The sequence below is a fragment of the Neptunicella sp. genome (assembly GCF_048268085.1).
In the GTDB taxonomy this organism is placed as follows: domain Bacteria; phylum Pseudomonadota; class Gammaproteobacteria; order Enterobacterales; family Alteromonadaceae; genus Neptunicella.
Map to the genome: position 1 here is coordinate 42,591 of NZ_JBLWWF010000023.1, position 26,164 is coordinate 68,754.

At 41.5% G+C, this 26,164-nt stretch carries 26 protein-coding genes; 16 read left to right on the plus strand and 10 right to left on the minus strand.

The annotated features are described in order from the left end of the window. The first annotated feature begins 162 nt into the window (after positions 1 to 162). Entirely contained in the window at positions 163 to 2,052 is a 1,890-nt protein-coding gene (locus ACTD55_RS16435; protein WP_438865440.1) for a TonB-dependent receptor, read from the plus strand. Between the two features lie 115 nt (positions 2,053 to 2,167). Here the strand turns inward: ACTD55_RS16435 and ACTD55_RS16440 are convergent, their stop codons facing one another. Next, positions 2,168 to 2,410, minus strand: coding sequence for a YdcH family protein (locus tag ACTD55_RS16440; protein WP_438865416.1), 243 nt, complete (start codon positions 2,408 to 2,410; stop codon positions 2,168 to 2,170). Between the two features lie 974 nt (positions 2,411 to 3,384). Here ACTD55_RS16440 and ACTD55_RS16445 point away from each other — a divergent pair. Continuing rightward, positions 3,385 to 4,995 carry a phosphoethanolamine transferase gene (locus ACTD55_RS16445; RefSeq protein WP_438865417.1) on the plus strand — a complete coding sequence of 537 codons (1,611 nt, stop codon included), beginning with the start codon at positions 3,385 to 3,387 and terminating at the stop codon, positions 4,993 to 4,995. A 56-nt stretch (positions 4,996 to 5,051) separates the two neighbouring features. On the opposite strand, the gene ACTD55_RS16450 is transcribed toward ACTD55_RS16445, so the two are convergent. The 3 genes from ACTD55_RS16450 to ACTD55_RS16460 form a co-directional block, all read right to left on the minus strand. Then, positions 5,052 to 6,734: an ArnT family glycosyltransferase gene (locus ACTD55_RS16450; RefSeq protein WP_438865441.1), complete on the minus strand. Its 1,683-nt coding sequence runs from the start codon at positions 6,732 to 6,734 to the stop codon at positions 5,052 to 5,054. 75 nt (positions 6,735 to 6,809) lie between these two features. Continuing rightward, positions 6,810 to 7,535, minus strand: a complete 726-nt coding sequence (locus tag ACTD55_RS16455) for a TVP38/TMEM64 family protein (protein WP_438865418.1) — start codon at positions 7,533 to 7,535, stop codon at positions 6,810 to 6,812. Continuing rightward, a complete protein-coding gene (locus tag ACTD55_RS16460; protein WP_438865419.1) occupies positions 7,532 to 8,254 on the minus strand; it encodes a glycosyltransferase family 2 protein in 723 nt (240 codons plus the stop codon). The genes ACTD55_RS16455 and ACTD55_RS16460 overlap by 4 nt, the downstream gene beginning before the upstream one ends. A 178-nt stretch (positions 8,255 to 8,432) precedes the next feature. Here ACTD55_RS16460 and ACTD55_RS16465 point away from each other — a divergent pair, with 178 nt between their 5' ends. Further along, entirely contained in the window at positions 8,433 to 10,004 is a 1,572-nt protein-coding gene (locus ACTD55_RS16465) for a cation:proton antiporter domain-containing protein (RefSeq protein ID WP_438865420.1), read from the plus strand. A 29-nt stretch (positions 10,005 to 10,033) separates the two neighbouring features. Here the strand turns inward: ACTD55_RS16465 and ACTD55_RS16470 are convergent, their stop codons facing one another. Then, positions 10,034 to 10,486, minus strand: a complete 453-nt coding sequence (locus ACTD55_RS16470; RefSeq protein WP_438865421.1) for a hypothetical protein — start codon at positions 10,484 to 10,486, stop codon at positions 10,034 to 10,036. Positions 10,487 to 10,726: 240 nt separating this feature from the next. On the opposite strand from ACTD55_RS16470, the gene ccoN reads away from it, so the two are divergent. The 11 genes from ccoN to ttcA all read left to right on the plus strand — a co-directional run bounded on the left by ccoN (position 10,727) and on the right by ttcA (position 20,547). After that, entirely contained in the window at positions 10,727 to 12,154 is a 1,428-nt protein-coding gene (gene ccoN / locus ACTD55_RS16475) for a cytochrome-c oxidase, cbb3-type subunit I (RefSeq protein ID WP_438865422.1), read from the plus strand. Between the two features lie 11 nt (positions 12,155 to 12,165). Continuing rightward, positions 12,166 to 12,771 (plus strand): cytochrome-c oxidase, cbb3-type subunit II, encoded by a 606-nt coding sequence (ccoO, locus tag ACTD55_RS16480; RefSeq protein WP_438865423.1) that lies wholly within the window; start codon positions 12,166 to 12,168, stop codon positions 12,769 to 12,771. Positions 12,772 to 12,773: 2 nt separating this feature from the next. Then, entirely contained in the window at positions 12,774 to 12,965 is a 192-nt protein-coding gene (locus ACTD55_RS16485; protein WP_438865424.1) for a cbb3-type cytochrome oxidase subunit 3, read from the plus strand. Continuing rightward, positions 12,958 to 13,914: a cytochrome-c oxidase, cbb3-type subunit III gene (gene ccoP / locus ACTD55_RS16490; RefSeq protein WP_438865425.1), complete on the plus strand. Its 957-nt coding sequence runs from the start codon at positions 12,958 to 12,960 to the stop codon at positions 13,912 to 13,914. The genes ACTD55_RS16485 and ccoP overlap by 8 nt, the downstream gene beginning before the upstream one ends. Before the next feature lie 66 nt (positions 13,915 to 13,980). Beyond that, positions 13,981 to 14,469 (plus strand): FixH family protein, encoded by a 489-nt coding sequence (locus tag ACTD55_RS16495; protein WP_438865426.1) that lies wholly within the window; start codon positions 13,981 to 13,983, stop codon positions 14,467 to 14,469. Further along, positions 14,466 to 16,853, plus strand: coding sequence for a heavy metal translocating P-type ATPase (locus ACTD55_RS16500; RefSeq protein WP_438865427.1), 2,388 nt, complete (start codon positions 14,466 to 14,468; stop codon positions 16,851 to 16,853). The genes ACTD55_RS16495 and ACTD55_RS16500 overlap by 4 nt, the downstream gene beginning before the upstream one ends. A gap of 2 nt (positions 16,854 to 16,855) precedes the next feature. Further along, complete coding sequence (gene ccoS, locus ACTD55_RS16505) at positions 16,856 to 17,032, plus strand: cbb3-type cytochrome oxidase assembly protein CcoS (protein ID WP_438865428.1); 177 nt, start codon at positions 16,856 to 16,858, stop codon at positions 17,030 to 17,032. After that, a complete protein-coding gene (locus ACTD55_RS16510) occupies positions 17,025 to 17,681 on the plus strand; it encodes a sulfite exporter TauE/SafE family protein (RefSeq protein WP_438865429.1) in 657 nt (218 codons plus the stop codon). Before ccoS ends, ACTD55_RS16510 begins: the two co-directional genes overlap by 8 nt. A 68-nt stretch (positions 17,682 to 17,749) precedes the next feature. Further along, complete coding sequence (gene fnr, locus ACTD55_RS16515; protein WP_438865430.1) at positions 17,750 to 18,460, plus strand: fumarate/nitrate reduction transcriptional regulator Fnr; 711 nt, start codon at positions 17,750 to 17,752, stop codon at positions 18,458 to 18,460. A 148-nt stretch (positions 18,461 to 18,608) separates the two neighbouring features. Then, complete coding sequence (uspE, locus tag ACTD55_RS16520) at positions 18,609 to 19,541, plus strand: universal stress protein UspE (protein ID WP_438865431.1); 933 nt, start codon at positions 18,609 to 18,611, stop codon at positions 19,539 to 19,541. Positions 19,542 to 19,641: 100 nt separating this feature from the next. Further along, entirely contained in the window at positions 19,642 to 20,547 is a 906-nt protein-coding gene (ttcA, locus tag ACTD55_RS16525) for a tRNA 2-thiocytidine(32) synthetase TtcA (RefSeq protein ID WP_438865432.1), read from the plus strand. Here the strand turns inward: ttcA and ACTD55_RS16530 are convergent. From ACTD55_RS16530 to ACTD55_RS16540, 3 genes are read right to left on the minus strand one after another with little or no spacing between them, the layout of a single operon-like run. After that, on the minus strand, positions 20,534 to 21,184 hold the full coding sequence (locus ACTD55_RS16530; RefSeq protein WP_438865433.1) for a DUF2987 domain-containing protein: 651 nt from the start codon (positions 21,182 to 21,184) through the stop codon (positions 20,534 to 20,536). The genes ttcA and ACTD55_RS16530 overlap by 14 nt on opposite strands. Next, positions 21,181 to 21,984 carry a glucosaminidase domain-containing protein gene (locus ACTD55_RS16535; protein WP_438865434.1) on the minus strand — a complete coding sequence of 268 codons (804 nt, stop codon included), beginning with the start codon at positions 21,982 to 21,984 and terminating at the stop codon, positions 21,181 to 21,183. Before ACTD55_RS16535 ends, ACTD55_RS16530 begins: the two co-directional genes overlap by 4 nt. Continuing rightward, complete coding sequence (locus ACTD55_RS16540; protein WP_438865435.1) at positions 21,962 to 22,717, minus strand: hypothetical protein; 756 nt, start codon at positions 22,715 to 22,717, stop codon at positions 21,962 to 21,964. Before ACTD55_RS16540 ends, ACTD55_RS16535 begins: the two co-directional genes overlap by 23 nt. 273 nt (positions 22,718 to 22,990) lie before the next feature. Here ACTD55_RS16540 and ACTD55_RS16545 point away from each other — a divergent pair, with 273 nt between their 5' ends. After that, a complete protein-coding gene (locus ACTD55_RS16545; RefSeq protein WP_438865436.1) occupies positions 22,991 to 23,605 on the plus strand; it encodes a hypothetical protein in 615 nt (204 codons plus the stop codon). A 37-nt stretch (positions 23,606 to 23,642) separates the two neighbouring features. Here the strand turns inward: ACTD55_RS16545 and ACTD55_RS16550 are convergent, their stop codons facing one another. Both ACTD55_RS16550 and cobB read right to left on the minus strand, forming a co-directional pair. After that, a complete protein-coding gene (locus ACTD55_RS16550) occupies positions 23,643 to 24,287 on the minus strand; it encodes a LysE family translocator (protein WP_438865437.1) in 645 nt (214 codons plus the stop codon). 12 nt (positions 24,288 to 24,299) lie between these two features. Continuing rightward, complete coding sequence (gene cobB / locus ACTD55_RS16555; protein WP_438865438.1) at positions 24,300 to 25,037, minus strand: Sir2 family NAD+-dependent deacetylase; 738 nt, start codon at positions 25,035 to 25,037, stop codon at positions 24,300 to 24,302. A gap of 278 nt (positions 25,038 to 25,315) precedes the next feature. Here cobB and ACTD55_RS16560 point away from each other — a divergent pair, with 278 nt between their 5' ends. After that, positions 25,316 to 26,041, plus strand: a complete 726-nt coding sequence (locus ACTD55_RS16560; protein ID WP_438865439.1) for a SapC family protein — start codon at positions 25,316 to 25,318, stop codon at positions 26,039 to 26,041. Positions 26,042 to 26,164: the final 123 nt, after the last annotated feature.

Sequence of the window (26,164 nt, forward strand, 5' to 3'; positions counted from 1 at the left end):
GGTTTTGTGGCTAAATTCAACGCTTTTACCGGCCGAATGCAGCCGAACCTCAAATACAGGGATTAACGGCTATCAAACGAAAACCTACGGTTACGAGGGTGCCACAGGATTCAAAACCGTAGGTTTTCGTTCAAATGCCCCCGCTGGTCCGGTGAGGCTGAAATTAGCGTACGGCCACTGTTGCGTACTGGTGAGTTGATGGAATTGGTACCCGGCATGGTCGCCACTCAACATAGCGGTAGCGGTAAAGCCAATCAGTATTTTTTGCGTGGTTTTAATCTGGATCATGGCACCGACTTTGCCACATTTGTTGATGGTATGCCGGTGAATATGCGTACTCATGGTCATGGACAGGGGTACACCGATATCAACTTTATCATCCCTGAACTCGTGGCTAATATGGCTTACAAAAAGGGGCCTTATTATGCCGAAACGGGAGATTTCTCTGGTGCCGGTAGCGCGTTTTTCACTACAAAAGCCAGCCTTAAACAGGGATTTGGCCAGATCACATTAGGTGAAGATCAGTATCAGCGCCTGTTATTGGCAAACAGTCAGACCAATATATTGGGTGGCGAATTACTTTATGCGATTGAACAGCAAAGCTACGCGGGCCCCTGGAGCGATATTGACGAAGACGTCGATAAAATCAATATTTTGCTCAAACATTCGCAGCAACGTTGGGGCGGGAAATTGTCGATTATCGCTATGGCTTACGACAACAGCTGGAATAGCGCAGACCAGATCCCGCAGCGTGCGGTTGATGCCGGGCTGATTGATGAACTCGGTTCAATCGATACGAGCCTGGGCGGTGATTCCAGTCGCTACAGTGTGAGTGCCAGCTGGGATTCACAACAGGGCTCGTTGTCGGTTTATGCGATAGATTATGATCTGGATCTGTTTTCCAACTTCACCTATTTCTTAGATGATCCGGTTAATGGCGACCAGTTTGAACAAGTGGATAATCGACAAATTTACGGTGCGTCAGGCCATTGGCATCTTGATAGTCAATCAATGCGAACCACATTCGGTTTCGACACCCGCTTTGATGATATTAATGAAGTCGGTTTGTATAAAAGCAACAACCAACGTCGACGCGGCGCAGTCCGCAGTGATCAGGTAAATGAGCTCAGCTGGGCGCTATACGCGAAAAATGAACGAGACTGGAGTAATAACTTCAGAACCTCGGTTGGCTTGCGTTACGATTACTATGACTTTGATGTGGACAGCCTCATTGAACGCAATATTAATGATATAGATTTGGCTGCCAACAACGGTCAGCAAAATGCTGATTTACTGTCGATTAAAGGTAGTGCCACCTACAAATTGAGTGATAGTACAGAAATTTACGTTGCCGCAGGGCAGGGTTTCCACTCCAACGATGCGCGGGGAACGACTACTATTGTCGATCCTAACGACGGTAGTCAAATCGATCCGGTCGATCCTCTGGTCAAATCCCATGGTGCAGAATTAGGGGGGCGGTTTAACGCTGGTTCAAACCTCAATACTTCGATCGCACTGTGGACGTTATCTCTGGACAGCGAGTTATTATTTGTTGGCGATGCGGGCAATACCGAATCCAGCCGTCCCAGTCGACGGAAAGGTATCGAGCTGACCAGTTATTACCGGATCAATGATACCTGGACGCTGGATCTGGAATATACCGTCACCGATTCGACTTTTACCGATCACAGCGAAGATGGCGACAAGGTACCCGGCGCGATTAATCAGGTTGCGCAGTTAGGGATCAGTGCCAATTTTGATAACGGCTGGTTTGCCAGTGCGCGATTGCGCCACTTTGGTGAACGGCCTTTGTTGGAAAATAATCAGGTTAAATCCGATCCTTCCAGTATTTTTAATGCCCAGATTGGCAAAAATTGGACGCGTTTTGGTTTAAAACTGGAATTACTTAATCTGTTTAACAGCAATGACCATGATATTGACTATTTTTACTCCTCCCGATTGCCAGGCGAACCGGTTGATGGCGTAGAAGACAGGCACTATCATCCCATTGAACCGCGCACCATCCGATTGACAGCACAATACCGTTTTTAGTCAGTCGTCAGTTATAGGGCTGAAGTGCAATTAACATTGCCTACAGCCTTGTCTAACAGCTTTAATGTGACTAAATCAATCTCCAATACTCTCTATAGGAGCTAGTTTTAGTCACTTACTTATTTGCCAACAAACACTGATAAAGCGCGTCTTTAAGCAATGCCCGTTGATGCTTTTTTTGTGCCATAGCCTCATCATCAACAGGGGAGTTGTCCAGTTCCAGCGTTCTGATTTCTTTATCTAGCGCATCATACTGCTGCATATTGTCAGCAAACGCTTTATCGCTTTTAACCAGACCTTGTATCGTCGATTTATGTTCCGGGAAGTCGTGCAGAAGAGAGTGATTTTCACCTAACATCGTTTTTCCTTATTGTTAACAGAAGTACTTAGAATAGACCCTCATTAGCTGTGTTATCCAGCCAAGATCAGTATTTTGGTTGAGTAACCATTTGTCTCAATAATTAACCGCGGATACATCTGCGTATTTTTTTCATGTGAGCAATTCAACGAAGGTTCTCAATTTTTTGATTTATTAACTTATCCTTGATCTGTAACGCTACGTTAAATTTTGCGTAGTTTGACTAGCAAAGTGTTTTAAATTTTACGTAGCGCACGATTCTACAAACCCTAATTATTTTCGCACAGCAGCTTCGATTTCCGTTCTGTCCAAATCCAACCAACTGGATGAAATGCTTTTAAATCGGCAACGGTTTATTGCCTCAATTTAGCCTGGTGAAGTACACAATCGATTTAATCACAGGTTCGGGATACTCTTATCCTGCAATATATAAACATTCCTATAATGTATATTATGTTAAATTGATAATTATTGTTTATAAAGCTTTTATTAACAGTGTGTGATTACTACTTTAATGGTCCCTTTTGTGTTTACACGATCATTATTAAAGCGTTTGGTAAATGCACATTGTTATTTAGCGGGTTAATAAAGCTTATTGGTTTGGTGTGTTAGTGATTTGTCATTATTGAAATGGAATGGTGTTTTACTGGGAGTAACTTAATGATTTTAGCGATGTAAAATTTAACCCTGTTTGAGTGGATTAACGTCACGGTATTTGCATCGTTTTAGGGGGTAAACTATGGAGTATCAATATCCTGTTAATTAACGTGATGACTACCCTGCACTTCAAATTTCGTCACGCATTGGGTTATAAATGTTGTCGGGTAATGTAAAAACGTTGCGTCATTAACCTATGCTTTATAACCCTATAAATCCCGCTATATTGATATTTTAATTCAATCTAATTTAAGCCCCTGATAAGATTAAAAAATTAACCTCTAGGTAGTATTCAACATTTTTGGAGTGATTTAGGTTTGAGTCGTTTTAAGTTTACTCAAAGTATTCAGCCTCTTTGGCTAATATTTTTAAGCTGTTTATATATTTTAGTGGCAACCAATTTCACTTTTTATCAGCAAGTTAACCAAGTCTACCCCTGGAATGAGAGTTTTGTTTTTGTGCTATCACTCTCAGTGTTAGTGTTTTGCGTTATTTTTCTCACTACCTATCTGTTTAATCTTTTTATGCCGGTAAAACTGGCCGTTAGCTTAATGATCTTAATTGCCGTTTCGTCGAGTTACTTTGCTGATACGTTTGGTACTGTTATCGATAATGTCATGATCCGCAATACACTAGAAACTAACATTGCAGAAGCCACCGACTTATTTACCGTTTCATTATTGTTGAGATTGTTCTTACTTGCTGCGTTGCCTATTGCCTTGGTATGGGCATTGCCATTAACCACTTCATCAATTGTTACTCGTGTTAAACGTAATGTGATTGCCTTAACCCTAATCATTTTGGTTGTTTTGGCAAATTTGTTTGGGTTTAGCGATTATTATGCCAGTTTTTTCCGCGAACATAAGCCCTTGCGATATTTTATTAATCCCGTTTTCCCAATCTATTCCTCGATAAAATATATCAACAATCAGTTTGGCGACAATCGCCCGAAAACGCTTATAAAAAGCGCATCCTATTCGAGAGTAGCGGCAAGTGATCATCATAAAAAACTGGTTATTGTTGTTGTAGGTGAAACAGCCCGAACCGACCGTTTTTCGCTAAATGGCTACCAACGTCAAACCAATCCATTGCTTGAACAAGAAAGTAATTTGATCAGCTTTACCAATATTAGCGCCTGTGGCACATCAACCGCTATTTCTGTGCCTTGTATGTTTGCTATTAAAGGGCAACAAGATTTTGATGTCAGCGCATCCAGATATACCGAGAATGTATTAGATCTGCTCGCGAATGCTGGCGTGAGCGTGTTGTGGCGAGATAACAATTCTGACTCGAAAGGTGTTGCCGATCGAGTTAGCTTCGAAGATTTTCGTAAGCCTGAGAACAATTCCATTTGTGATGATGAGTGTCGTGATGTTGGTATGTTAAATGGTTTACAAGATTATATTGAGCAACAATCAGGAGACATTGTGATTGTATTGCATCAAATGGGAAGCCATGGCCCGGCTTATTTCAAGCGTTACCCTGCTGAATTTGAGTATTTTAAGCCTAGTTGTAAAACTAAAGAGTTAGCCAGTTGCAGCATAAAAGAAATTAATAATGCCTATGACAATAGTATCCGTTATACCGATTATTTTTTATCGAAGGTTATTACTCTGCTTAAAGCCAATACCCCTAAGTTTAAAACTGCGATGTTATATATCAGTGACCATGGGGAGTCGCTTGGTGAAAACGGGATGTATTTGCACGGCATGCCACTGATGTTCGCTCCCAGTGAACAATTAAAAGTGCCTATTATTGGTTGGTTTGGTGATTCATCCGATGTTGATCTTACCGCTACTGAATCGATTAAAGGAGCGGCCAATTCTCATGACGCAGTATCAAAAACATTATTAGAGATGCTAGAGATAGAAACAGACGCAGCGATCAGTGATGCCCCTGCTCTGTTGATAATGAAATCCAAAGACTAAAACGTGATTATTGCTATGCAAATTTAATGATAATCAGGTTCAATTAGCTGGCTGTTTTACTTATGCTGATAGTAATACTGTTGCAGTCGTTCATCAGGTTTAGGGCAGCTGGCTAATCGGCTGCTAACCGGTAATAACCACCAGTTAACACGATGCGCGTAGCCGACATCGATGCCTTTAGTTAAATCAAAACAATCAGTTTGGCTGGCCTTGTCTAATAATAAGTAACGTTGGTTATGATTTCCTTGCCAAAGCCACGCAGCCCGGATTTGTTGTTCATCCGGCGTATGATAACCAAAATGGGTTACCTGATAAGGCGCAAACAACAAAAATTGTTCAGGGGTATTAATTAAAGCTATCTCTGCGTTTTTAGGGATAAGGGGCGCCATATTTTGGTAAATATTTTTTGGAGTTTTGACTGGGTTGAGTAATTGATATCCCCAAGTACTGTAGATTAACCATAAAGCCGGTATAAACAGTATCCAACTGACAAAGCTCTGTTTTCTAAAACTAAGTAACGCACTAAATAGGCCGCATAACCCTATAGTAAGTAACATTGCCCAAGGGTTCACATCATATTGTTCAACTATTTTTACCGCTTTAGGCAACTCAGCCAATCCGGCAATAGCTAATGCCGATAGCAATACTGCAATAAGCATAACCACGGCCCAAATTAAACGCGCAGGCCATTGTCGACTTAATAAATTTTTAATGTAGGGAGCGCTGATCAGGGCCAACATTGGCAAGGCAGGTAAAATGTATACTCCTCTTTTGCCGGGACTAATGCTAAAGAACACCAGTAGCAGAATGATCCAGCCCAGAGGCAGAATAATCCGTCTGTCCCCTGCTTTAATTGCGTGCCACCATGGCTTAATTAGCCAAGGTAAACAAAGACTTAGAGGTAGCCAGAAGATTGGAATGACCTCAGTTATATAATACCAAAATGGCTTAACATGGTGCCATGAATTAGCGTAACGCGTGACGGTTTGCTTAAGTAAAATGTTATCTCGATACAGATCAAATAAGGGATTATGCTGTTGCGCTACCCAATACAACATGGGCATAAACCATAAACTGATTGCCGCCAGCATCACTGCCAAACCAGCCAGCCATTTTAAGCCGCCGACGATCTCTTTGTCTGCTTGCAGATTATGGTGCTTAACACGAACCCAAACATAAGGCAGTAACATTAGTACCGGTAAAAAACCGACACCTTTAGTTATCACGCCAATCCCCATAAAAAACCAGGCAATAAAATACCAGCGCCATTGGTGTTCTAGTAATAAAAAGCGCATTAGCCCATAACAGCCAATGGTAATCCAACAACACACCATGGCATCTATTTGTGCGGTTTTAGCCTGCAACGTAAACTGAATTGAAAATAGCAGTAACAATGCTGCATACCAGGCAATTTGGCTATTCCACAAACGCTTGGCTAAATCATAAATCAATCCAACGGTAATAAAGGAACACAGCGCTGAGGGCAACAAAAAGGCAATTTTTATTGAGCCGGTCAAGGCGTAAAACAATGCGATAGACCACATAAATATGGGCGGTTTATCGGGATACAGTTCTCCCCCCCTCATTGGGAAAAACCACTGTCCACTATCCACCATGGCTTGGGCGATGTGAGCAAAGCGAGGCTCATCGGCTGGCCACGGATCGCGCAGTCCAATCCCGACCAGAATTAATCCTGCAGCAAGAATAAACAGCCATACCAAATTAAAGTGGTTATCCATCCCGTTTTTGAATTTATGGCTATCGAAATAATATGAAAATAATGACTGCACAATTAATACCTGAAATAAGCAATACTACTGAGTAGTAGCGGAGGTTGGTGTATCAAGAGGATCGGATTCAGTGTCCAGTTGGCGAGCCGCTTTATACTGTTTATACAAGCGTAAACTGAGAAAACTGGATATGACAAACAGGATAATACTGACACTAATTTTCCATCCGGATAATACCACTACCCCTTTGCCCATTAAGGCAAAGACCAGCATTTGTGGAAGATATCCAAGTGCTGAACCACTGATAAAATAGCGGGCTTTAATGTTAGTCACACCAGCAACCAAGTTGGTCACCACATTACTACCGACTGGCAATAATCGAATGATTACGGTTTTTAAAATTGGTTGTTCACATAAAAAGTCATTCACCCGTTGGGTTTTATGACTGTATTTACGTTTAATCAAGGGTCTAACTAGATAACGAGCGGTATGAAAGGTAATCGCACACCCCAGAGTCGCTGCTAATGTGGATAAAATAGAACCGTTAACAAACCCGAATGCGTAGCCCCCCAAGAAAGCCAGTAACTGACGAGGAGCCCCGAACGCAGTGGCTACAGAAGCAATTAAAATAAAGTAGCCAATTCCGAATAGGCCATTATTGCGAATATGAAGATCAATCCAGTCTTTATTTAAACTTGCAAATAAATTGCTGTGACTGAGTAAGTAACCAAACAACAAGACACAGCCGACAAAAATTGCGCCTCGCTTTAGTACTTTAAATTGAAGCGCTGAAAAACGACTGCTTTTCATTGTTTGTCCGCAATCACGGGCTGCTTAAAACGTTTTTGTAGCCACATTACGCCAAACATATCGACAATCCCGACTCCTAAGCGCCCTAGCATATTGTATTTGGATACCCCGGCTTGCCGATCTCGATGATTAACTTCGACCACAACCACTTTACCCTGCATTCGATTCACCAAAGCAGGAATGAATCGATGCATATGATCAAAATAAGGCAAACTCAAAAAGGTCTGTTTTGGCAGTACTTTTAATCCACAACCGGTATCGGGAGTACCATCATTAAGTAATTTGCTGCGAATTTTATTAGCGACTTTGGATTGAAAGCGATACCACGCCGTGTCTTTTCTGTTTTTACGATAACCGGCAATACAAAAATGACTCTCTGCAGGCAACGCAGCGGCCTGTTGAACCATAACGGGAATATCTTTGGGATCGTTTTGACCATCGGCATCCATAGTAACAATCCAACGCCCCGATGCCTGCTTAACACCACTAGCAATGGCTGTACTTTGCCCGACCGAGTATTGATGCCTGATAATGTGGATAAAGGGTTGGTCTTGTCGTTTTAAACGTAGTAATTCATCAAAAGTACCGTCATCACTACCATCATCAACATAGATAATCTCAAAATCATATATACCTTTTATCGCCGCGACTATTTCATTAATTAGCGGCTCAACATTATCTTTCTCATTTTTAGCCGGTATAACAATTGATAAATCCAAACTCAGTTCCTGTCTTTTTGATGCTTAAACACCTTATTATATTAATTTAATCTTAAATTAAACTGAAAACGCATAAAAGTAGAATTGAAGGATAAAAGATAAATAACTTCCATTAGTTAGTTTATTCAAATGGTAAAGTTGGTATAAATACGATGATGGCATAAATAAAGGGAGTGTTATGGAGTTCGCCTGGATTTTGATTGCGTTAGTGTTTGGAGTGGGAGTCAGATTATTGCGCTTCCCGCCCCTTATCGGCTTTTTATTGGCTGGCTTCGCCCTCAACTTTCTTGGTTACCAAGCCAATGACACTCTTCATTCGGTAGCCGATATTGGTATCACTCTGATGCTATTTACTATTGGCTTAAAACTTAATGTTATTGATTTACTCAAACGCGAAATTTGGCTCAGCGCTATTTCCCATATGACGATATGGATAACGGTATTCGTCAGTTTAATCTGGTTGCTGGGCATTGTAGGGGGAGCTTATTTTGACGTAATAGAGATAAAAACGGCGTCACTGCTGGCCTTTGCTTTGAGTTTTAGTAGTACCGTTTGTGTGGTTAAAGTACTTGAAGAAAGTGGCGAGATGAAAACCCGCCACGGTAAACTCGCTATTGGCGTTTTGGTTATGCAAGATGTCATTGCAGTAATATTTTTAGTCATTGTAACCGGTGTAATGCCATCCATCTGGGCGTTGGCACTGATTCTCCTGTACTGGCTTAAACCGCTTATTGGGCGACTTTTAGATCTTGCCGGCCACGGTGAGTTATTACCTTTAACCGGTTTTTTTCTTGCTTTAGGCGGATACGAATTATTTAGTCTGGTTGGTATAAAAGGGGATTTAGGCGCCCTGATACTAGGCATGTTATTAAGTAAACATGTTAAAGCCGCTGAGTTAAGTAAAGCTCTACTTAACTTTAAAGACATATTCTTAATAGGCTTTTTTATTTCCATTGGGTTTACCACCCTCCCCGATTTAAAAATGATTTTGGTTAGTCTGATTATCAGCTTGTTATTACCATTAAAATTCGTGCTGTTTTTTGGGCTATTTACTCGTTTGCAACTCCGTGGGCGCACGGCTTATCTTGCGGGCCAGGTTTTAAGTAATTACAGTGAGTTTGGTCTTATTGTAGTGGCGCTATGCGTCAATCTCGGGTTGTTAGCCAATGATTGGTTGGTGATCCTGGCCTTGTCAGTCTGTTTTTCTTTCGCATTAACCAGTCTGGTTTATCAACATTCTCATCAAAGCTATAACCAGCTCAAACACATTATTCGTCGTTTTGAACGGGCAGACCGTTTACGGGAAGATATTTTTCATCAACCTAAAGATGCCGAAATCCTGGTGGTTGGGATGGGACGTGTTGGTAAAGGAGCCTATGAAGCCTTATCGGCAGTATTGGGAGACAAAGTATGGGCGATGGATGCGGATCGGGAGCGGGTGAAAAAACAACGTAAAGCGGGCTGCAAAATTATGTTAGGTGATGCGGAAGATGTCGATTTATGGGATAACATTGACCATAGCAATATCAAGCTGATTCTTTTAGCCCTGCCCTCTATTGGTGATATTACCAGTATTAACCAACAGCTTAAAAACGTGAGTTATCAAGGAAAGTTAGCCGCTATTGCCCGCTACGAAGATGAACGTCAAAAATTATTAAATGCGGGCGTGGATAATGTGTTCAACTTCTACACTGAGGCTGGAACTGGCTTTGCAGAAGAAAGTCTGCTACTGATGGACCATAAAGTGTAGAACGACTGTAATATACATAGCCGCTATTTTTATTCATTTTGGGTAGTAAAACGAAAATATAAGCGCTGTTGTTGATGGGTTTGACGGTTTTCAACATCAAGGCTTAACAGCCATTGCATATGGGGTTCGCTGCAACTGCCCAAGAATGTGACAGCTTGGGTGACATTTCCTGCGACAGACTCAATGATGACCGGCGTTTTGCCCATATACATGTTAATACCAGTAACCCAGGCCTGATTAACTATCAATTCATTGGGTAAGGTAAATTTCAGGGTTATTTCTTCTTCTAAAGGGATATTGGCAGGACTCATCTGTAATGAAATCACTTGACCATTTTTAGTGATCTGGCATTGGCCATCGTTAATCGCACAATAGGTATCATTGGTATAATGAATTTGCTGATTATTAATTTTAACTAGTATAAAAATCACACCCAAAAAAATTAACGCAAAAATTACACCAGTTGATTTTTTCTTTATCAATCAATCACCTATTACTTACACCTTTCATTTTAAAACAGTTTGAATTATTGATTCAGATCAAGCAAGTGTCATTACGACTTTTCTTTTAACCCCAAGAAACGTATTATGCGCGCCGAATCGGCATGCCATTCGGGTGGGTTTTCAAACAGTTAGCGGTAAATGCTGGCGAATTTAAAAATTTTACCTATGGTTAATTACAGGTTTGCAATAACACACTGATAATACGGAAGAACCAGCAAAATGAGTGAAGTCAGTCAAGTACAAGAGCAATACAATTATAAAGTTGTAAGGCAATTTTCGATAATGGCTATCGTATGGGGTATTGTTGGTATGTCAGTTGGGGTGCTCATCGCTTCCCAGTTGATTTGGCCAGAACTTAACTTCAATACGCCCTATTTAACTTTTTCTAGAATACGTCCACTGCATACCAATTTGGTGATATTTGCCTTTGGTGGAAGTGCGCTAATGGCGACCTCATATTATGTGGTTCAACGTACCAGCCAGGTACGGTTATTTAGTGACAAGCTAGCGGCATTTAACTTTTGGGGCTGGCAAGCGGTTATTGTATTGGCAATTATTACCCTGCCAATGGGCTTAACGTCCACTAAAGAGTACGCAGAATTAGAGTGGCCAATTGACATTCTACTTGCGGTAGTCTGGATTGCCTATCTGATTAACTTTTTCGGCACGATAATTATCCGTAAGGTCTCCCACATTTACGTGGCTAACTGGTTCTACGGCTCTTTTATTATCACTATTGCGGTATTGCATATTGGTAATAGTATGGCGATCCCTGTTTCGCTAACTAAATCCTATTCTATCTATTCTGGTGCAGTAGATGCCATGATGCAGTGGTGGTACGGCCATAATGCGGTAGGCTTTTTCTTAACGTCCGGTTTCTTGGGAATGATGTATTACTTCATTCCTAAACAAGCGGGAAGACCTATATATTCTTATCGTTTATCAGTTGTCCATTTCTGGGCATTGACGGCATTATACATTTGGGTTGGCCCACACCATTTACATTACACCGCCCTACCCGACTGGGTGCAATCGGTGGGTATGGTGATGTCCATTATTCTGTTTTTGCCTTCCTGGGGCGGCATGATCAACGGGATTATGACGTTATCCGGAGCCTGGGATAAATTACGACACGATCCGGTGTTGCGTTTTCTGATCGTTTCCCTGTCTTTCTACGGCATGTCGACCTTTGAAGGCCCAATGATGGCAATTAAAACCGTTAATGCCTTATCTCATTACACTGACTGGACAATTGGTCACGTGCATTCTGGTGCTTTGGGTTGGGTAGCGATGGTGTCGATTGGTTCGTTATATCATCTAATTCCAGTGTTGTTTGGCAAGGCGCGCATGTATAGCTACAAACTGGTTAATATCCATTTCTGGTTGGCGACTATTGGCGTGGTTTTATACATTGTTGCCATGTGGATATCTGGCGTGATGCAAGGCATGATGTGGCGCGCAGTGAACGCTGATGGCACCTTAACCTATAGCTTTATTGAAAGCATCGAAGCGTCTAAACCGTTCTACTTTGTTCGATTCTTGGGTGGTTGTTTTATTGTTACCGGTATGTTGATCATGGCATACAACACTTATCGCACGGTTCGCGGTAAGGAAGAACATATGCAACTTAACACGCAAACAGCATAAGGTAGAATGTGATGAAAAATTATCATGAAATCATAGAAAAAAATGCTGGTTTGATGGCCATCTTGATTATGGTGACCATTAGCTTGGGTGCCATGGTTGAAATATTACCTTTGATGTACCAAAAAGAAACAGCCACTCCTGTGGATGGCTTAAAGCCTTATACCGCATTACAGATGGAAGGACGTGACATTTACATCCGTGAAGGTTGTGTTGGTTGTCATTCTCAAATGATCCGCCCTTTCCGTGCTGAAACAGAGCGTTACGGTCACTACTCTGTTGTGGGTGAATCGGTTTGGGAGCATCCTTTTTTATGGGGTTCTAAGCGTACTGGTCCCGATTTAGCCCGTGTTGGCGGACGTTACAGTGATGCATGGCATAAAGTGCATTTGAATAACCCTCGTGCCGTAGTACCGGAATCCATTATGCCGGCATTCCCCTGGTTAGAAAAAAATGTATTAACCGGGGAATTAACCGCCAAAAAATTACAGACATTTCGTGATTTTGGCGTGCCTTATACCGATGAAGATATTGCTGGAGCTAAAGACGCAGTGAAAGGCAAGACTGAACTTGAGGCATTGATTGCTTACCTTCAATCATTAGGTACGGCGCTGAAATAGCCATGGATAAGGTATTAGCTAATTCTATTTTTACGGTAACGTTACTCGTCATTATGATTGGTATTATTGCTTGGGCTTTTAGTAAAAAGTCAAAAAAACGCTTTGATGAAGCGGCCAATTTAATATTTGACGACGAACCTACAAACCAACACAAACCGGATCAAAAAAATCGGGAGTCATCTGAGCATGAGTAGTTTCTGGACTATTTGGATTTCTGTTATCACCCTTGGCACCATCATTGGTTGCTACCTACTACTTCGCTGGTGTTTGACCAATTGGGTTGGCGTCGAAGAAGGTAAAGAAATGAGCCATGAGTTTGATGGCATTGTTGAAGTTAACAATCCCTTGCCACATTGGTGGAAAATTTTATTTTATATCACCATTGTATGGGGCTTAATTTATTTACTGCTATATCCGGGCTTAGGTGGTTGGCAAGGTTTATTAGGCTGGAAGAGCTCTAACCAGGGGATTCTAAGTATTGCCGAAGGTGAAGCGGCCACTAAACGTGCCAAAGAAGAAGGACTTGTGGTCCAGTATGATCGTGAACTTGAGCATGCGAAAGAGACCTATGGCCCGATATTTGCCGCTTATGCAAAGCAAGATATTGAAACCTTATCGCAAGATCCTGATGCCGCTAAAATCGGCCAGCGATTATTTTTACAAAACTGTTCCCAATGTCATGGCTCTGATGCTCGTGGTGGAATGGGCTTCCCTAACCTAACCGACGATGATTGGCTACATGGTGGGACGGCAGCGGCAATTAAAACGACTATTATGAATGGTCGTCAGGGTGTTATGCCTGCTTGGGGTGAAACTCTGGGTGAACAAGGGGTTAAAGAAGTTGTTGCCTATGCACTGAGTCTTAGTGGTCGTAAAGTTGATCAAGCGTTAGCTGACAAAGGTAAAGTCCGGTTTGCTATTTGTGCTGCTTGTCATGGTCAGGATGGTAAAGGCAATATTGCCACAGGTGCCCCTAACCTGACCGATAATATCTGGCTTTATGGTGGTAGCGAACGAACCGTTACCGAAACCGTCACTAATGGTCGTCATGGCGTAATGCCTGTTTGGAAAGATATTTTAGGTGAAGAAAAAATACATGTGATTAGCGCCTATGTTTATGGCTTATCACATAATAACCAATAATATCGTCGTCCATTTCAACAACAAATAACCCCGTTTTTACGGGGTTATTTATGAGAATCAAACATAATGAATACTCCCCAGCCTTGGTACAAACAGTTTTGGCCATGGGTGTTAATTATCCTGCCAAGTATTGCGGTTATTTTTAGCATTAATATGTTTTTTATCGCGATGAATACCGAAGATACCCTCGTGGTTGATGATTATTATAAAGAAGGTAAATGGATTAACATTCAGTTAGCTAAAATCCACAAGGCCCAAGAGTTGGGCATTCAAGGCAAGTTAACGGTGATCAATAACCGTATCGAAGTAGCAATACAGTCAAATACCCCACTGGACGGAACCGCATTATCACTCGACTTTCATCATGCTACGCTAAGTAAACTGGACTTCCATGTGCAACTGTTAAGAAATGCTGCAGGACTCTACGTAGCTGAACATAGTTCTGATATTGCAGGAAAGTGGCAAATTACCTTAACCCCTTTTGACAAACTATGGAAAATCCAAGAGAACATTAATTTACCTAGTAATGATGCGATCACATTAGCCCCAGAATGACGACCACTTGTTACCATTGTGATCAGCCAATTGCGGCTGGCGATAATTTTAACGCTTTTATATTAGGCCAGCACAGAGCGATGTGTTGTCCGGGCTGTGAAGCCGTTGCGCAAGCTATTGTTGATGGCGGCATGGAAGATTATTATCGTTTTCGGACAGAAACGGCTGAAAAGGCTTCCCCACTAAATGATGAGATACGTGAAAAGTTACGTATTTTTGATGAAGCCGAACTGCAACAAGAATTCGTTGAAACCGACTCTGAACAACATCAACAAATACAACTTACTATTGAAGGGATTAGTTGTGCAGCGTGTGGGTGGCTGATTGAGCGGCAAATAAGCCAGCAGCCAGGTATCAATCAGATTAGTGTTAACATTTCAGCACGTCGGGCTACGGTTAACTGGAACAATGCCATTACGCCGTTAAGCGAGATTTTAACCGGGTTTGAAAAAATAGGTTATCACGCACTGCCCTTTCAACCTGATTTACACGAAGCGTCTTATCAGAAAGAAAATAAACGTTTTCTAAAGCGTCTTGGATTGGCCGGGATTATGACGATGCAACTGATGATGTTGGCGTTTTGTCTCTACTTCGGCATTTTTGGTGATATTGAAGTTAAAACCCAGATATTTTTCCATTACATCAGTCTCATTCTTTGCCTTCCGGTGGTGGTGTATTCCGGGTTTGGCTTTTACCGCAGTGCCTTCAATGCCTTGCGACATAAAACCGTTAATATGGATGTGCCAATTAGCGTAGCGGTAATTGGTGCATTTAGTGCCAGTGCCTGGGCCAGTTTCACTGAACATGGCATGGTGTATTTTGAATCGGTGGCTATGTTTATATTTTTGTTATTGATAAGCCGGTATCTGGAACATCGCTCCAGGCATCATGCTGCTGAAGTGTCTGCCAATATCATCAAACATATGCCGGTTAGCGCCAATCTGATTGGCGATAGCGGTCACATTCAAACGTGCCTGGCTAAAAAACTGCAACCTGGACAGCTTATACTGGTGCGTGCTGGCGAAATGATCCCCATTGACGGGATTATTACCCAAGGTCAAAGCCAAGTTGATGAATCGATGTTAAGCGGTGAATTTGAACCCGTGAGTAAACAGCCTGGCGATACCGTTTACGGTGGTACCACAAATCATGCGGGTGTATTAACAATAAAAGTTGAAACCGATTTGCAACATGCATTAATCAGTCAGATTGTTCGTCTACAGGAAATCGCGTTAGCGGCTAAACCTAAGCTGGCGGTATTGGCCGATAAGGTTTCCCGCTATTTTGTTACTGCCGTACTAGTCATTGCGCTTGCCACCTTTACATTTTGGACATTACAAGGCAATGAGCAGGCCTTTTACATTACGATTGCCGTATTGGTGGCCACCTGTCCTTGCGCACTCGGATTAGCCACTCCAACGGCATTAACTTGTGCCATTGCGAATCTCAATCGCCATGGCTTATTAGTTAAAAAAGCCGATGTGCTAGAAGGTTTGCAACACATTAATTGTATTGCCTTTGATAAAACAGGCACCTTAACGGAAGGTCACTTCCGTCTACTTAAAATGGTTAATTTATCCAAAATGCCTGATGAACAGGCATTGAAGATTATTGCCAGTCTTGAACAACATTCCGAGCATCCTATCGCCAGTGCATTTCGCCATGTTATCGACCTGTTACCCTGTGACAATATCCAAGTAGTACAAGGCAAAGGCATAAGTGCAATAATTGGCCAAGAACAATATCAGGTGGGCTCTGCTGATTTTATACAGCACGATATTCCCGAACAGTATCGCTCTGCGCGAGTTTTTTTAGCCAATCAGCACCAGTTGCTAGCGGTATTTTATGTGGATGACGTGCTTAGACCACAAGCAAGCACATTGTTGGAGCGCTTAGCTGCGATTGAGACCCACCTTATCAGTGGTGATAATGCTTTTAGTGTTGAACAGCTAGCCCATCAGCTAAAAATCAATCACTTTCATGCTAGCTGCTCGCCACAACAAAAAATGGCAGTGATAAAACAGCTACAGCAACAGAATCAAAGCGTATTAATGATTGGTGACGGAATTAATGATAGCCCTGTGTTGTCTGCTGCCAATATTTCGATTGCCGTGGGTAGTGCTTCTGAACTGGCTAAAAACAGTGCTGATATAGTATTACTCAATAATCAGTTAGATCTAATTGCCTATTTACTTAAAATAGCCCACGTCACTCAGCGCAAAATAAGGCAGAATATGGGCTGGGCGATAGGTTATAATGTGCTGGTACTGCCCCTCGCCGTTAGTGGCGTATTAACTCCTTGGATGGCGGTGTTGGGGATGTCACTCAGTTCTGTTATTGTCGTGACGAATTCGTTACGAATATTAAAATATCAAGGCCATTAACCATGAGTATTCTGTATTTCTTGATCCCGCTGACAATTGTACTGGTAGGGATAGCGTTGGTTATTTTTTTCTGGGCAGTAAAGTCAAATCAGTTTGAAGATCTCGAACGTCACGGCCATAGTATTTTATTTGATGATGACCTGAAAAAGCCGGAATCTGATACCAGCAAGCATGACTGAACTCAATCTTCTCTCGGCGTTACTGGTTGGGATTGCCGGCAGCGTTCATTGCGTTGGAATGTGCGGTGGTATCGTTGGCGCTTTCACTTTTGCTATTCCATCTAAGACTAATCCGCTACCTTATATACTGGCATACAATGTGGGACGTATTACCAGTTATAGTATTGCTGGAGGAGTAACGGGTTATCTGGGCGAAATATTCTCTCATCAGGTGCATCAAGGACTTGTTTGGTTACAACTGCTTAGCGGCATTTTTTTATTGTTATTAGCCTGTTACATCGGTGGCTGGTGGAAAGTATTAACTCATCTTGAAAAATTAGGGGGCGTTTTCTGGCGCCAAATATCGCCGCTCAGTAAACGTTTTATTCCCTTTTCTACACCGCTAGCGGTGATACCTTATGGACTTATTTGGGGTTGGTTACCCTGTGGCCTGGTCTATTCTACGTTAGTATGGAGTATGGCAAGTGGCTCAGCAGTCAATGGGGCGTTAACCATGCTGTTTTTTGGTTTAGGTACCTTGCCCGCTTTGTTAATATTGGGTACGCTGGGAAATACACTTAAACAATATCTGGCATTACCTATTACCCGCCAGATCATGGCAGTGTTAATGCTAGGCTTTTCGATACTTATTCTGTTAAAACCCCTATAATATTCAGCCTCTCTGATAATTCATTTTGAGCTGGAATGAAGATGGTTTCAGATTATTTGTGAGGGAATATGCAGAAAACAACGCACAACCTATGTTGTCAACAATGTCATTTCAGTCAGTTATGTTTACCTTATTCGTTTGAGGGTAAGGAAATTGAACGTCTGGATGATATTGTGGTGCGCAAAAGTCCGTATCAAAAGCACCAACACCTGTACGAAGCTAATCAACCCCTTACGGCGTTATATGCCGTCAGATCAGGCTCATTTAAGTCTTTTACTTTATCGGAAAATGGTGAAGAGCAAATCATCGCATTTCATTTGCCCGGGGATATTATTGGTTTTGATGGTCTGGAATTAATGGCCCACCAAAGTCATGCCCAAGCACTCGAAACATCGATGATTTGTGAAATTCCCTATCATACCCTGGATCATCTAGCCGACGTGTTTCCCAAACTTCGTCAACAAATTAATCGCATTATGAGCGGTATGCTTTGTCATCATCAACAAATGTCACGGGTTCTGAACCAATACTCAGCCAATGAGCGTTTAGAGTATTTTTTAAACTCCATGGGACAACGTTTTGGCCAACGAGGATTCTCACCCAATACGTTTAGGTTAAGTATGACCCGAGGTGAAATAGGCAACTATTTGGGCTTATCCATTGAAACCGTCAGTCGTTTACTAGGTCAACTTCAGCGGCAAGGTAAAATTGATGTCGACGGTAAATTAATTACGTTGAAGTCTGACGAAAGGGATAAGCTTGGAATGTCGTCTGATTAATTTTATTACCGCTCTTCCTAAGCTCAATGTCCCCTAAATTATCGTTAAATTATTGATATATCTACCACTTCGCTGGCAGAACGGTTAGACAACGCATAAACTGATAGTAAGCGATGTAATTTCACTTATTTTGTCGGAGGTTATTATTATGCTCAAGTATCAAACTCTACTTGCGGTTATCGATCCATCCAGCGAAGAACAGAAATCACTCAAGCGGGCGATTCATATTGCCAATAAAACCGGTGCAAGTATTACCGCTTTATTAACCATCTACGATTTTTCCTATGAAATGACCACTATGCTGTCAGTGACTGAACGAGAATCTATGCGTCAATCGGTCGTTGATGATCGAACAGAGTGGCTTACATCGATCGTAGAGCAACATCATCACAGCAATAACATTAACATTGATTTAAAGGTGGTTTGGCACAACCGTCCCTTTGAAAGCATTATTCATGAAGTGATCCAGCACAATTATGATTTAGTTATTAAAGGAACTCATGAACATGGTGTATTAAAAGCTGTCGTATTTACTCCTACTGATTGGCATCTAATGCGTAAATGCCCTGCTCCCGTTTTATTGGTTAAAGAACAGGAATGGCCAGAAAGTGGTAATATACTCGCGGCCGTGAGCGCCGGTACGGAAGATAAGGAACACCAATCACTCAATAATAAATTAGCCAAGTGCGCCAAGGATTTTGCCGAAACGTTAAATGCGAAAGTACATTTGGTCAATGCTTACCCCGGTACACCGGTTAATATTGCCATTGAAATCCCTGAATTTGATCCACAAAACTATAACCAGTCAGTACGAGATTATCATATCAATTCGATGAATGAGTTTTGTCAGACACACGGTTTTAATAGTGCCTGTAGCCATGTTCGTGAAGGCTTGCCTGAAACGGCTATTCCGTTAGTTGCGAAGGATATTAATGCCGAATTGGTGATTATTGGAACGGTTGGCCGAACCGGTATTTCAGCCGCCTTGATTGGCAATACAGCCGAACATGTCATTGACTCGCTGGATTGTGATGTTTTGACCATTAAACCTGAAGGTTTTAAATCACCAATGGAAAATTAATCCCCAATTTACAGAGTAAACCCTGAATTTCAATTTGTGCGAATTAAGGTATAATCCGCCGCGCTATTTTTAGGCCAATGGGTTTAGGGGAAACAGAAAAATGAGTCAAATTGAAGCCTTATCGGCCAAGCAAAAATACAGTTTCAATAAGTTGCAGAAACGTCTTCGTCGTGGTGTCGGCCAAGCTATTGCTGATTTCAATATGATCGAAGAGGGAGATAAAGTCATGGTGTGCTTATCTGGTGGTAAGGACAGCTATACCATGCTGGATATTTTGCTTTTTTTACGCCGTTTAGCCCCGATCCATTTTGACATCATTGCTGTCAACCTCGACCAAAAACAACCTGGCTTTCCTGAGCATGTTCTTCCGGAGTATTTAGAAACTATTGGGGTTGAGTATAAAATCGTAGAAGAAGATACCTACTCTATTGTGGTCGATAAAGTCCCCGAAGGAAAAACCACCTGTTCACTTTGTTCACGCCTGCGTCGTGGTATTTTGTATCGCACCGCCACCGAATTGGGGGCAACTAAAATTGCTTTAGGCCATCACCGTGATGATATGTTGGAAACCTTGTTTCTGAATATGTTTTATGGAGGCAAACTTAAGGCGATGCCACCAAAACTGGTCAGTGACGATGGGCAGCAGATGGTGATCCGTCCCCTCGCCTATTGCACTGAAAAAGATATTGCCCGTTATTCTGAATTGGTTGGCTTTCCAATTATTCCTTGTAACCTGTGTGGCTCACAAGAAAACCTGCAACGTAAAGCGATAAAGGGCATGTTACAAGATTGGCAAAAACGTTTTCCTGGGCGTATCGAAAGTATGGCGAAAAGTTTACAGAATGTGGTTCCTTCACATTTGGCTGATTCGCAGTTATTTGATTTTAAAACCTTAGCGACTCAGGATACGCCATACCAAGACGGTGATACCGCCTTTGATCAACCTGAAATAAACGCGTCTCAGCCCAGTAAAGATGAGACCGTTCAAATCATCAATCTTGGTTAACATAAACGCTAATTTTGTTGGGTGCTGGCACAAAGCGCATCTCACCTTGATGAGTGCTTAGCCAGTTGCGAGTTAAAATCAATTGATGTTGATTAACTGTTAGGTCAGTTGACAATTTGTTGTTAACTGATATTTGTGGCACTTGATCAGATTTGAATTGCAACAAAATACCTTCAGGTGACGGCATCAAAAATGATAAAAAACTGCCCATATCATCAAAAAACTGATCGAACTGTTCCATGATTGCGGATAATGCAGTTATGGATAAATTTGATTGAATGAGCTCCGGTTTGACCTGTATTTGTACTGACATGTCACATTGATTAGCTGGCTCAACTAAATCAAGCTGTACCTGTGCATCGGCTAATTTAAGTGCCTTTTCCGTGGGTAAAACAAAACGATTGTCGTCACGGATATGTATAGGGAGATCCACTTTTTGAGTATGGATCAAGCCGCTATTTATTTGGCATAGACGAGTCTCGCCAACCAGTTTAAAACCGAACGCAAATTCCAGTTTATCCAGTTTTTTATCATCAATCTTGCGCAAATGAGAATAGAACGCACCGTAATCCACATTTAAGGGCTCTGCGATAACGCTGGCAGTTAACAATGTGAATAGAATAACCGCATATTTCATCGCATATACTTCCGGTTATGGCGGATCATCGCCACTAATTCGTCTACATATTCTTCTCGGCGAGTAGAATAATTAATCAGGCCCTGAGCAATGGCTTCAGGCGTCAGTTTTTGTTTTTGTTGTCTGAGATCCGCACGGATCATGCGCAAATCATCATAGGCGTAATAACTATTCAAATTCAGTAGATAGGTTTGTACCGCATGAGATAAGTCGCGAAATTTAGCGACTTCATGTGCGGCATCTTCATCACGTTGCTTCGGTACAAACCCGCAACCTTTGCGGTAGCACCATAGGCCAAAAAAGTTATAGCCTTTTTTGGCAAATCTTGAGGTTCCCCAAGCTGATTCATTCGCCGCTTGAACTAAGGTTAACTCAATGGGAATAATATCGACTCGTCTCAATAAGGTTTGCCATTGCGTTTCATCTTGTGGCGCGTTTTCTAATTGATATTGCACGCTAATAGTGGTTAAACGTTGTTGCTCGTTTGCACTAAGCGATTGATTACGTATTATTTTATCATGCAAAGTCAATAAGAATTGCCGATCTTGTCTAATCAGGTCATTTTGCCTTTCCAACTCCGGACGTAAATAATTAAAAAATGCCTTTTTCTTCTTTTTAACCTGTTTAAACTTGGCAAAATCAGGGATTAAGCGTTTAACCGGTTCGGCTTGTTCTGTGCTTGTTATGACTTGCGATGGATACAGGAATGGGTATATCAGGGCAACAATAAATATCCCTGTTACCGAGGAACGCCACAGTGCTTTATGCCACGTTATTTTATGCATCGAATACTGACTCATCTTTTGTTTTCTCTTTAGATTGCCCAGCATGGGTTTCGAATTTGATTAAAGTACCAAATATGTTCCTGTACAAGATCCCTTTTACATTGTAATAAAATGGCCCGACCCAAATATATGCCAAACCCAAGGTAAAAACACATAGCAACATTAACGCGACGAAAAGTATAAATAATAAACCAAATTGCCACAGCTTATGATTCACTGTTCGTATCGAGTACCAAATGGCTTTAAGCGGAGATAACTGACGTTCGGCAACCAGTTGAATGGCAAAACTGGTGGCAATAAGTAAATAAAAGCCCGGCAGAATTAATAAACTTAAACCAACGTTAACTAATAGACCTGTGGCTAATTCAGTGACGCCTAACACCAAGATATTCGGGATAAAACGAAACAAATCATTAAATTGCGATTGTCCACCTAAACTATGTTTAATCCCCATCATCTGCACGGCAGTCATAATGGGCGTAATGAGAATAGTAATGACCATCGCCCACAATGGATTAATCTGAGTCTCTAGTGACGCTAACTCAACCAAGTTGTGGGTCGGTAATAGAAAGGTGAGCATTGCGTAAGACAACGCAACAGACAGTAATATGCCCTGCAACATTATCCATTTGGTTGTGCGGGTGTTTTGCCAGCCTTCTTCGAGCACGGCTTTAATATTTAACTCGTATTTTCCGGTTAACGCTTTTTCAAGATCGCCACCAATTTGGATTTGATATTTTTCAGACAAAGTTAAGCCACCTAATAATTAGCAAAGTCCATTGTATCAAATCACGTCTTAATATGTGCTATTCGCATGGATAGAAAATAAATTACTTTGTGACTAAATCCATTACAAATTGGTCAATTTCACAAAAAACACAGCCAGACATTAATATAGAAAACTATAAAGAATTGATTTTATTGTAAATATTTTGTGGCACCCGATTTGCAAAATCCTAAATATATCTGCACGAAAGATACAAAAACTAACAATTTATTTCATTAATATAGGGTGAACAACATGATCAACAAAACACTATCAGCCGCTTTATTTTTAGCATTGACAACTAGCACGGCAATGGCAAAAGATAGCATTAGTCTTAATGATAAATTCGATATTATTGAAGATAGTCAGATTGAAATACAGGTACCGGTTGGAGAAATTACATTAACCACCCATGAAGGAAATTACATTGAATTATCGGTTATCGTCGAAGAACAAGAGCATAACTGGTTTTCATCCGCTGATTTAGATCATGTCGAATTAACCAAAAACATTCGTCAAAGTCGCGTCTTTCTGGAAATTGATGAAGATAATACCAAACAAACATGGCAAATTAGCGTGCCAAGTAGCGCCAGTATTAATCTTGATATGGGAGTAGGTCAGGCGGTATTAACTCAACTCAATCGCGATATCAAAGCTGAACTTGGTGTAGGAGAATTACGAATTGAAGTGGCAAGTGATAATTATCGTTCCATTCACCTCGAATCCGGAGTTGGAGAAGCATCACTACAAGACTTTGATTCAGCACATTCATCTAGAGCATTGATGTCTTCAGAGGCTAACTGGCAAGGCAATGGTAAGTATTTAATCGATGCTCAGGTCGGCGTCGGTGAAGTGCGGGTAAGTCGCTAGTGTTAAGTCTCCCCTGCATTTAAGTGGGGGAGAAAAACTAGAATAGATCCGACACGATAAGTTGAATCGCCAAACCAATTAACAATATTCCCATAGCCCGATCAAACCAATGGCCATTGCGGCCAATAAACTGGCGAATTTTGCTGTAACTGAGCAGACAAGATAACAGGCTAAACCAAAGTCCCGTTGCAATTGCCAAGTAAACCCCATAAAAAATTTTGATGTTAGTGGGTGTTTGGGCAGAAATGACCACCGCAAACAAGGATAAGAAAAACAATGTTGCTTTAGGATTTAAACCATTGGTTAAAAAACCGCGAATAAAGGCTTTTTTATCGGATAAATGACGATGCTCACCATTACTTTGTTCGGAATACGCGCCTGTACTACTGCGAATCGCTGCAATACCAATCCAGCCTAAGTAGGTCGCAGCTACATAAGATAACGTCTTAAATATCCATGGTGTAGTTTTTATCAATAGTCCTATCCCCAACAAGGAATAGGACACATGCAGCAGGATAGCCAATCCGATACCGATACTGGTTATCACTGCCGTACGACGACCAAAGCGAATGCTGTGTCGCAATACAATGGCAAAGTCCGGTCCGGGGCTAGCCACTGCCAACAAATGTATTAATGCAATGGTGTAAAACTCCAGTTGATATTGCTGCAAGGTTTCAAACACTCAAATATCCTTCTATTGGCTAAATTTTTGATAATTAAATAATACGGGAACTAGCTCTGAGGCCCTGCCTTGTATGGAATGATTAAATACCCGTTGATTAACACTGGGCTCCAAGTTTAATTCCAGCGTATCAGCACCGTATATGCCAGCTTGCTGAGCAAATCCAGCCGCCGGATAGACATTTCCTGAAGTACCGATTGAGACAAATAAATCGGCTTGTGATAAAGCCTGTTCAATCTGTTCCATATACAACAGAATTTCACCAAACCAGACGATATGTGGACGAAGTGCCATCGCCGGCTGACAGCAATGACAACGGCTCATGTGGTCAATATCAGCGATGGTTGTAACCAGCTGGCCGCTCTGAATACAACGGGATTTTAATAACTCGCCGTGCATATGGAGTACATTTTGGCTACCCGCTCTTTCATGCAAGTCATCGATATTCTGGGTAACAAGCAAAAATTGGCCGTTAAAGTTCTGTTCAAACTCTGCTAATGCGATATGAGCAGCGTTGGGTGTCACTTGTTTGCTGAGCAAATGCTGGCGACGTTGATTATAAAAACGGTAAACCAACTGCGGATCAGCAGCAAAACCTTCCGGTGTCGCTACCTCTTCAACCCGATGCTCTTCCCATAAACCATCACTGGCTCGGAAAGTTTGAATGCCTGATTCTGCCGAAATACCGGCACCGGTTAGTACCACTATATTCTGATAATTTAACGGATTGATTGAATCGAAATTATTCATTAATGATTAATTTTACATGCCCTATTTAAGACGGGGTAGTCTACCGTACTCTGTAGATTAACCGTAAAAATTTAGCGTAATTAACATTGAATAAATCAGCAGTTGCGCAACTTTTCAGCGTTTTGTCCGGTAATTAACAAAAAATGAGCTGTACACCTTAATTTATTTGGCTTTAGCTCAAATTAACCTTTTTTTTACAGACGACTTCTGTTATTCATAGCGGCCGTAAAATTAATTCGTGAATAACCTCTACAATAAATAACAGGGAGCAGCATCACATGAACGAAAAAATTGTACCGCTGAATAAAGAACAGCACGCCAAAACTAGAATTAAAGCGTCAACCAACTTTGCCCACGGTGCCGGTCAGCATCTTATTCCAGTAGTAATCCATGAATATGTGCAAGTATCTTCAGAACTACCTATTATCTTTGTAAAAGAAAGCCCTGAATCCGAGCGTTTTATTTCTTGTACACTGATGGGATTGAGTCAAGGTGAAAACCTGTATTGTGGTGGTGATACATGGGATGAACCATATGTTCCGGCCGCATTACGTAACTATCCTTTATCGATCGCCAAAGCCGATGCGGAAGGTAAAGAATTACTGGTTTGTGTGGATGAAAGCAGTAATTTGGTCAATAAAAAAGAAGGCGAGTTATTGTTTGACGCTAAAGGTGAGCAAACAGATTTTTTGAAAAAACGCACTGAACAAACGGGTCGTTTTATTGAAAACATGCAAATTACCGCTAATTTCATTAATTTCCTCAAAGAAAAAGAATTACTGGTATCCAATGACTTAACCGTTAAATTGGAAAATGGCGACAACTACAACATCAACGGTATTTACCGTATCGATGAAGAAAAGTTAGCCAAAATGGATGCCAAAGATTTTGAAGATATCCGTCAACGAGGTTTACTGCCGGCAATTTACGCGCACTTGAACTCGTTACAACAGATTCAACGTGTAGCACGTAAAAAAATGCAATCTGTAGCCAAAGCGGGCTAATAACCAATAGCAAATATAACCGTGTTTTATTGAAAAAGGAGCCAATGGCTAATGCCAGTCAGTTAAGCTGACTGGCATTTTTCTGTTTGTGGGGGTATCGACTTGCTTTGGGCTTTATCCATC

Coding starts and splice junctions, on each gene's coding strand:
- ACTD55_RS16440 (WP_438865416.1), bottom strand. CDS start 2,410: ATGTTAGGTGAAAATCACTCTCTTCTGCACGACTTCCCGGAACATAAA.
- ACTD55_RS16450 (WP_438865441.1), bottom strand. CDS start 6,734: ATGGATAACCACTTTAATTTGGTATGGCTGTTTATTCTTGCTGCAGGA.
- ACTD55_RS16455 (WP_438865418.1), bottom strand. CDS start 7,535: ATGAAAAGCAGTCGTTTTTCAGCGCTTCAATTTAAAGTACTAAAGCGA.
- ACTD55_RS16465 (WP_438865420.1), top strand. CDS start 8,433: ATGGAGTTCGCCTGGATTTTGATTGCGTTAGTGTTTGGAGTGGGAGTC.
- ccoN (WP_438865422.1), top strand. CDS start 10,727: ATGAGTGAAGTCAGTCAAGTACAAGAGCAATACAATTATAAAGTTGTA.
- ccoO (WP_438865423.1), top strand. CDS start 12,166: ATGAAAAATTATCATGAAATCATAGAAAAAAATGCTGGTTTGATGGCC.
- ACTD55_RS16485 (WP_438865424.1), top strand. CDS start 12,774: ATGGATAAGGTATTAGCTAATTCTATTTTTACGGTAACGTTACTCGTC.
- ccoP (WP_438865425.1), top strand. CDS start 12,958: ATGAGTAGTTTCTGGACTATTTGGATTTCTGTTATCACCCTTGGCACC.
- ACTD55_RS16495 (WP_438865426.1), top strand. CDS start 13,981: ATGAATACTCCCCAGCCTTGGTACAAACAGTTTTGGCCATGGGTGTTA.
- ACTD55_RS16500 (WP_438865427.1), top strand. CDS start 14,466: ATGACGACCACTTGTTACCATTGTGATCAGCCAATTGCGGCTGGCGAT.
- ccoS (WP_438865428.1), top strand. CDS start 16,856: ATGAGTATTCTGTATTTCTTGATCCCGCTGACAATTGTACTGGTAGGG.
- ACTD55_RS16510 (WP_438865429.1), top strand. CDS start 17,025: ATGACTGAACTCAATCTTCTCTCGGCGTTACTGGTTGGGATTGCCGGC.
- fnr (WP_438865430.1), top strand. CDS start 17,750: ATGCAGAAAACAACGCACAACCTATGTTGTCAACAATGTCATTTCAGT.
- uspE (WP_438865431.1), top strand. CDS start 18,609: ATGCTCAAGTATCAAACTCTACTTGCGGTTATCGATCCATCCAGCGAA.
- ttcA (WP_438865432.1), top strand. CDS start 19,642: ATGAGTCAAATTGAAGCCTTATCGGCCAAGCAAAAATACAGTTTCAAT.
- ACTD55_RS16530 (WP_438865433.1), bottom strand. CDS start 21,184: ATGAAATATGCGGTTATTCTATTCACATTGTTAACTGCCAGCGTTATC.
- ACTD55_RS16535 (WP_438865434.1), bottom strand. CDS start 21,984: ATGAGTCAGTATTCGATGCATAAAATAACGTGGCATAAAGCACTGTGG.
- ACTD55_RS16545 (WP_438865436.1), top strand. CDS start 22,991: ATGATCAACAAAACACTATCAGCCGCTTTATTTTTAGCATTGACAACT.
- cobB (WP_438865438.1), bottom strand. CDS start 25,037: ATGAATAATTTCGATTCAATCAATCCGTTAAATTATCAGAATATAGTG.
- ACTD55_RS16560 (WP_438865439.1), top strand. CDS start 25,316: ATGAACGAAAAAATTGTACCGCTGAATAAAGAACAGCACGCCAAAACT.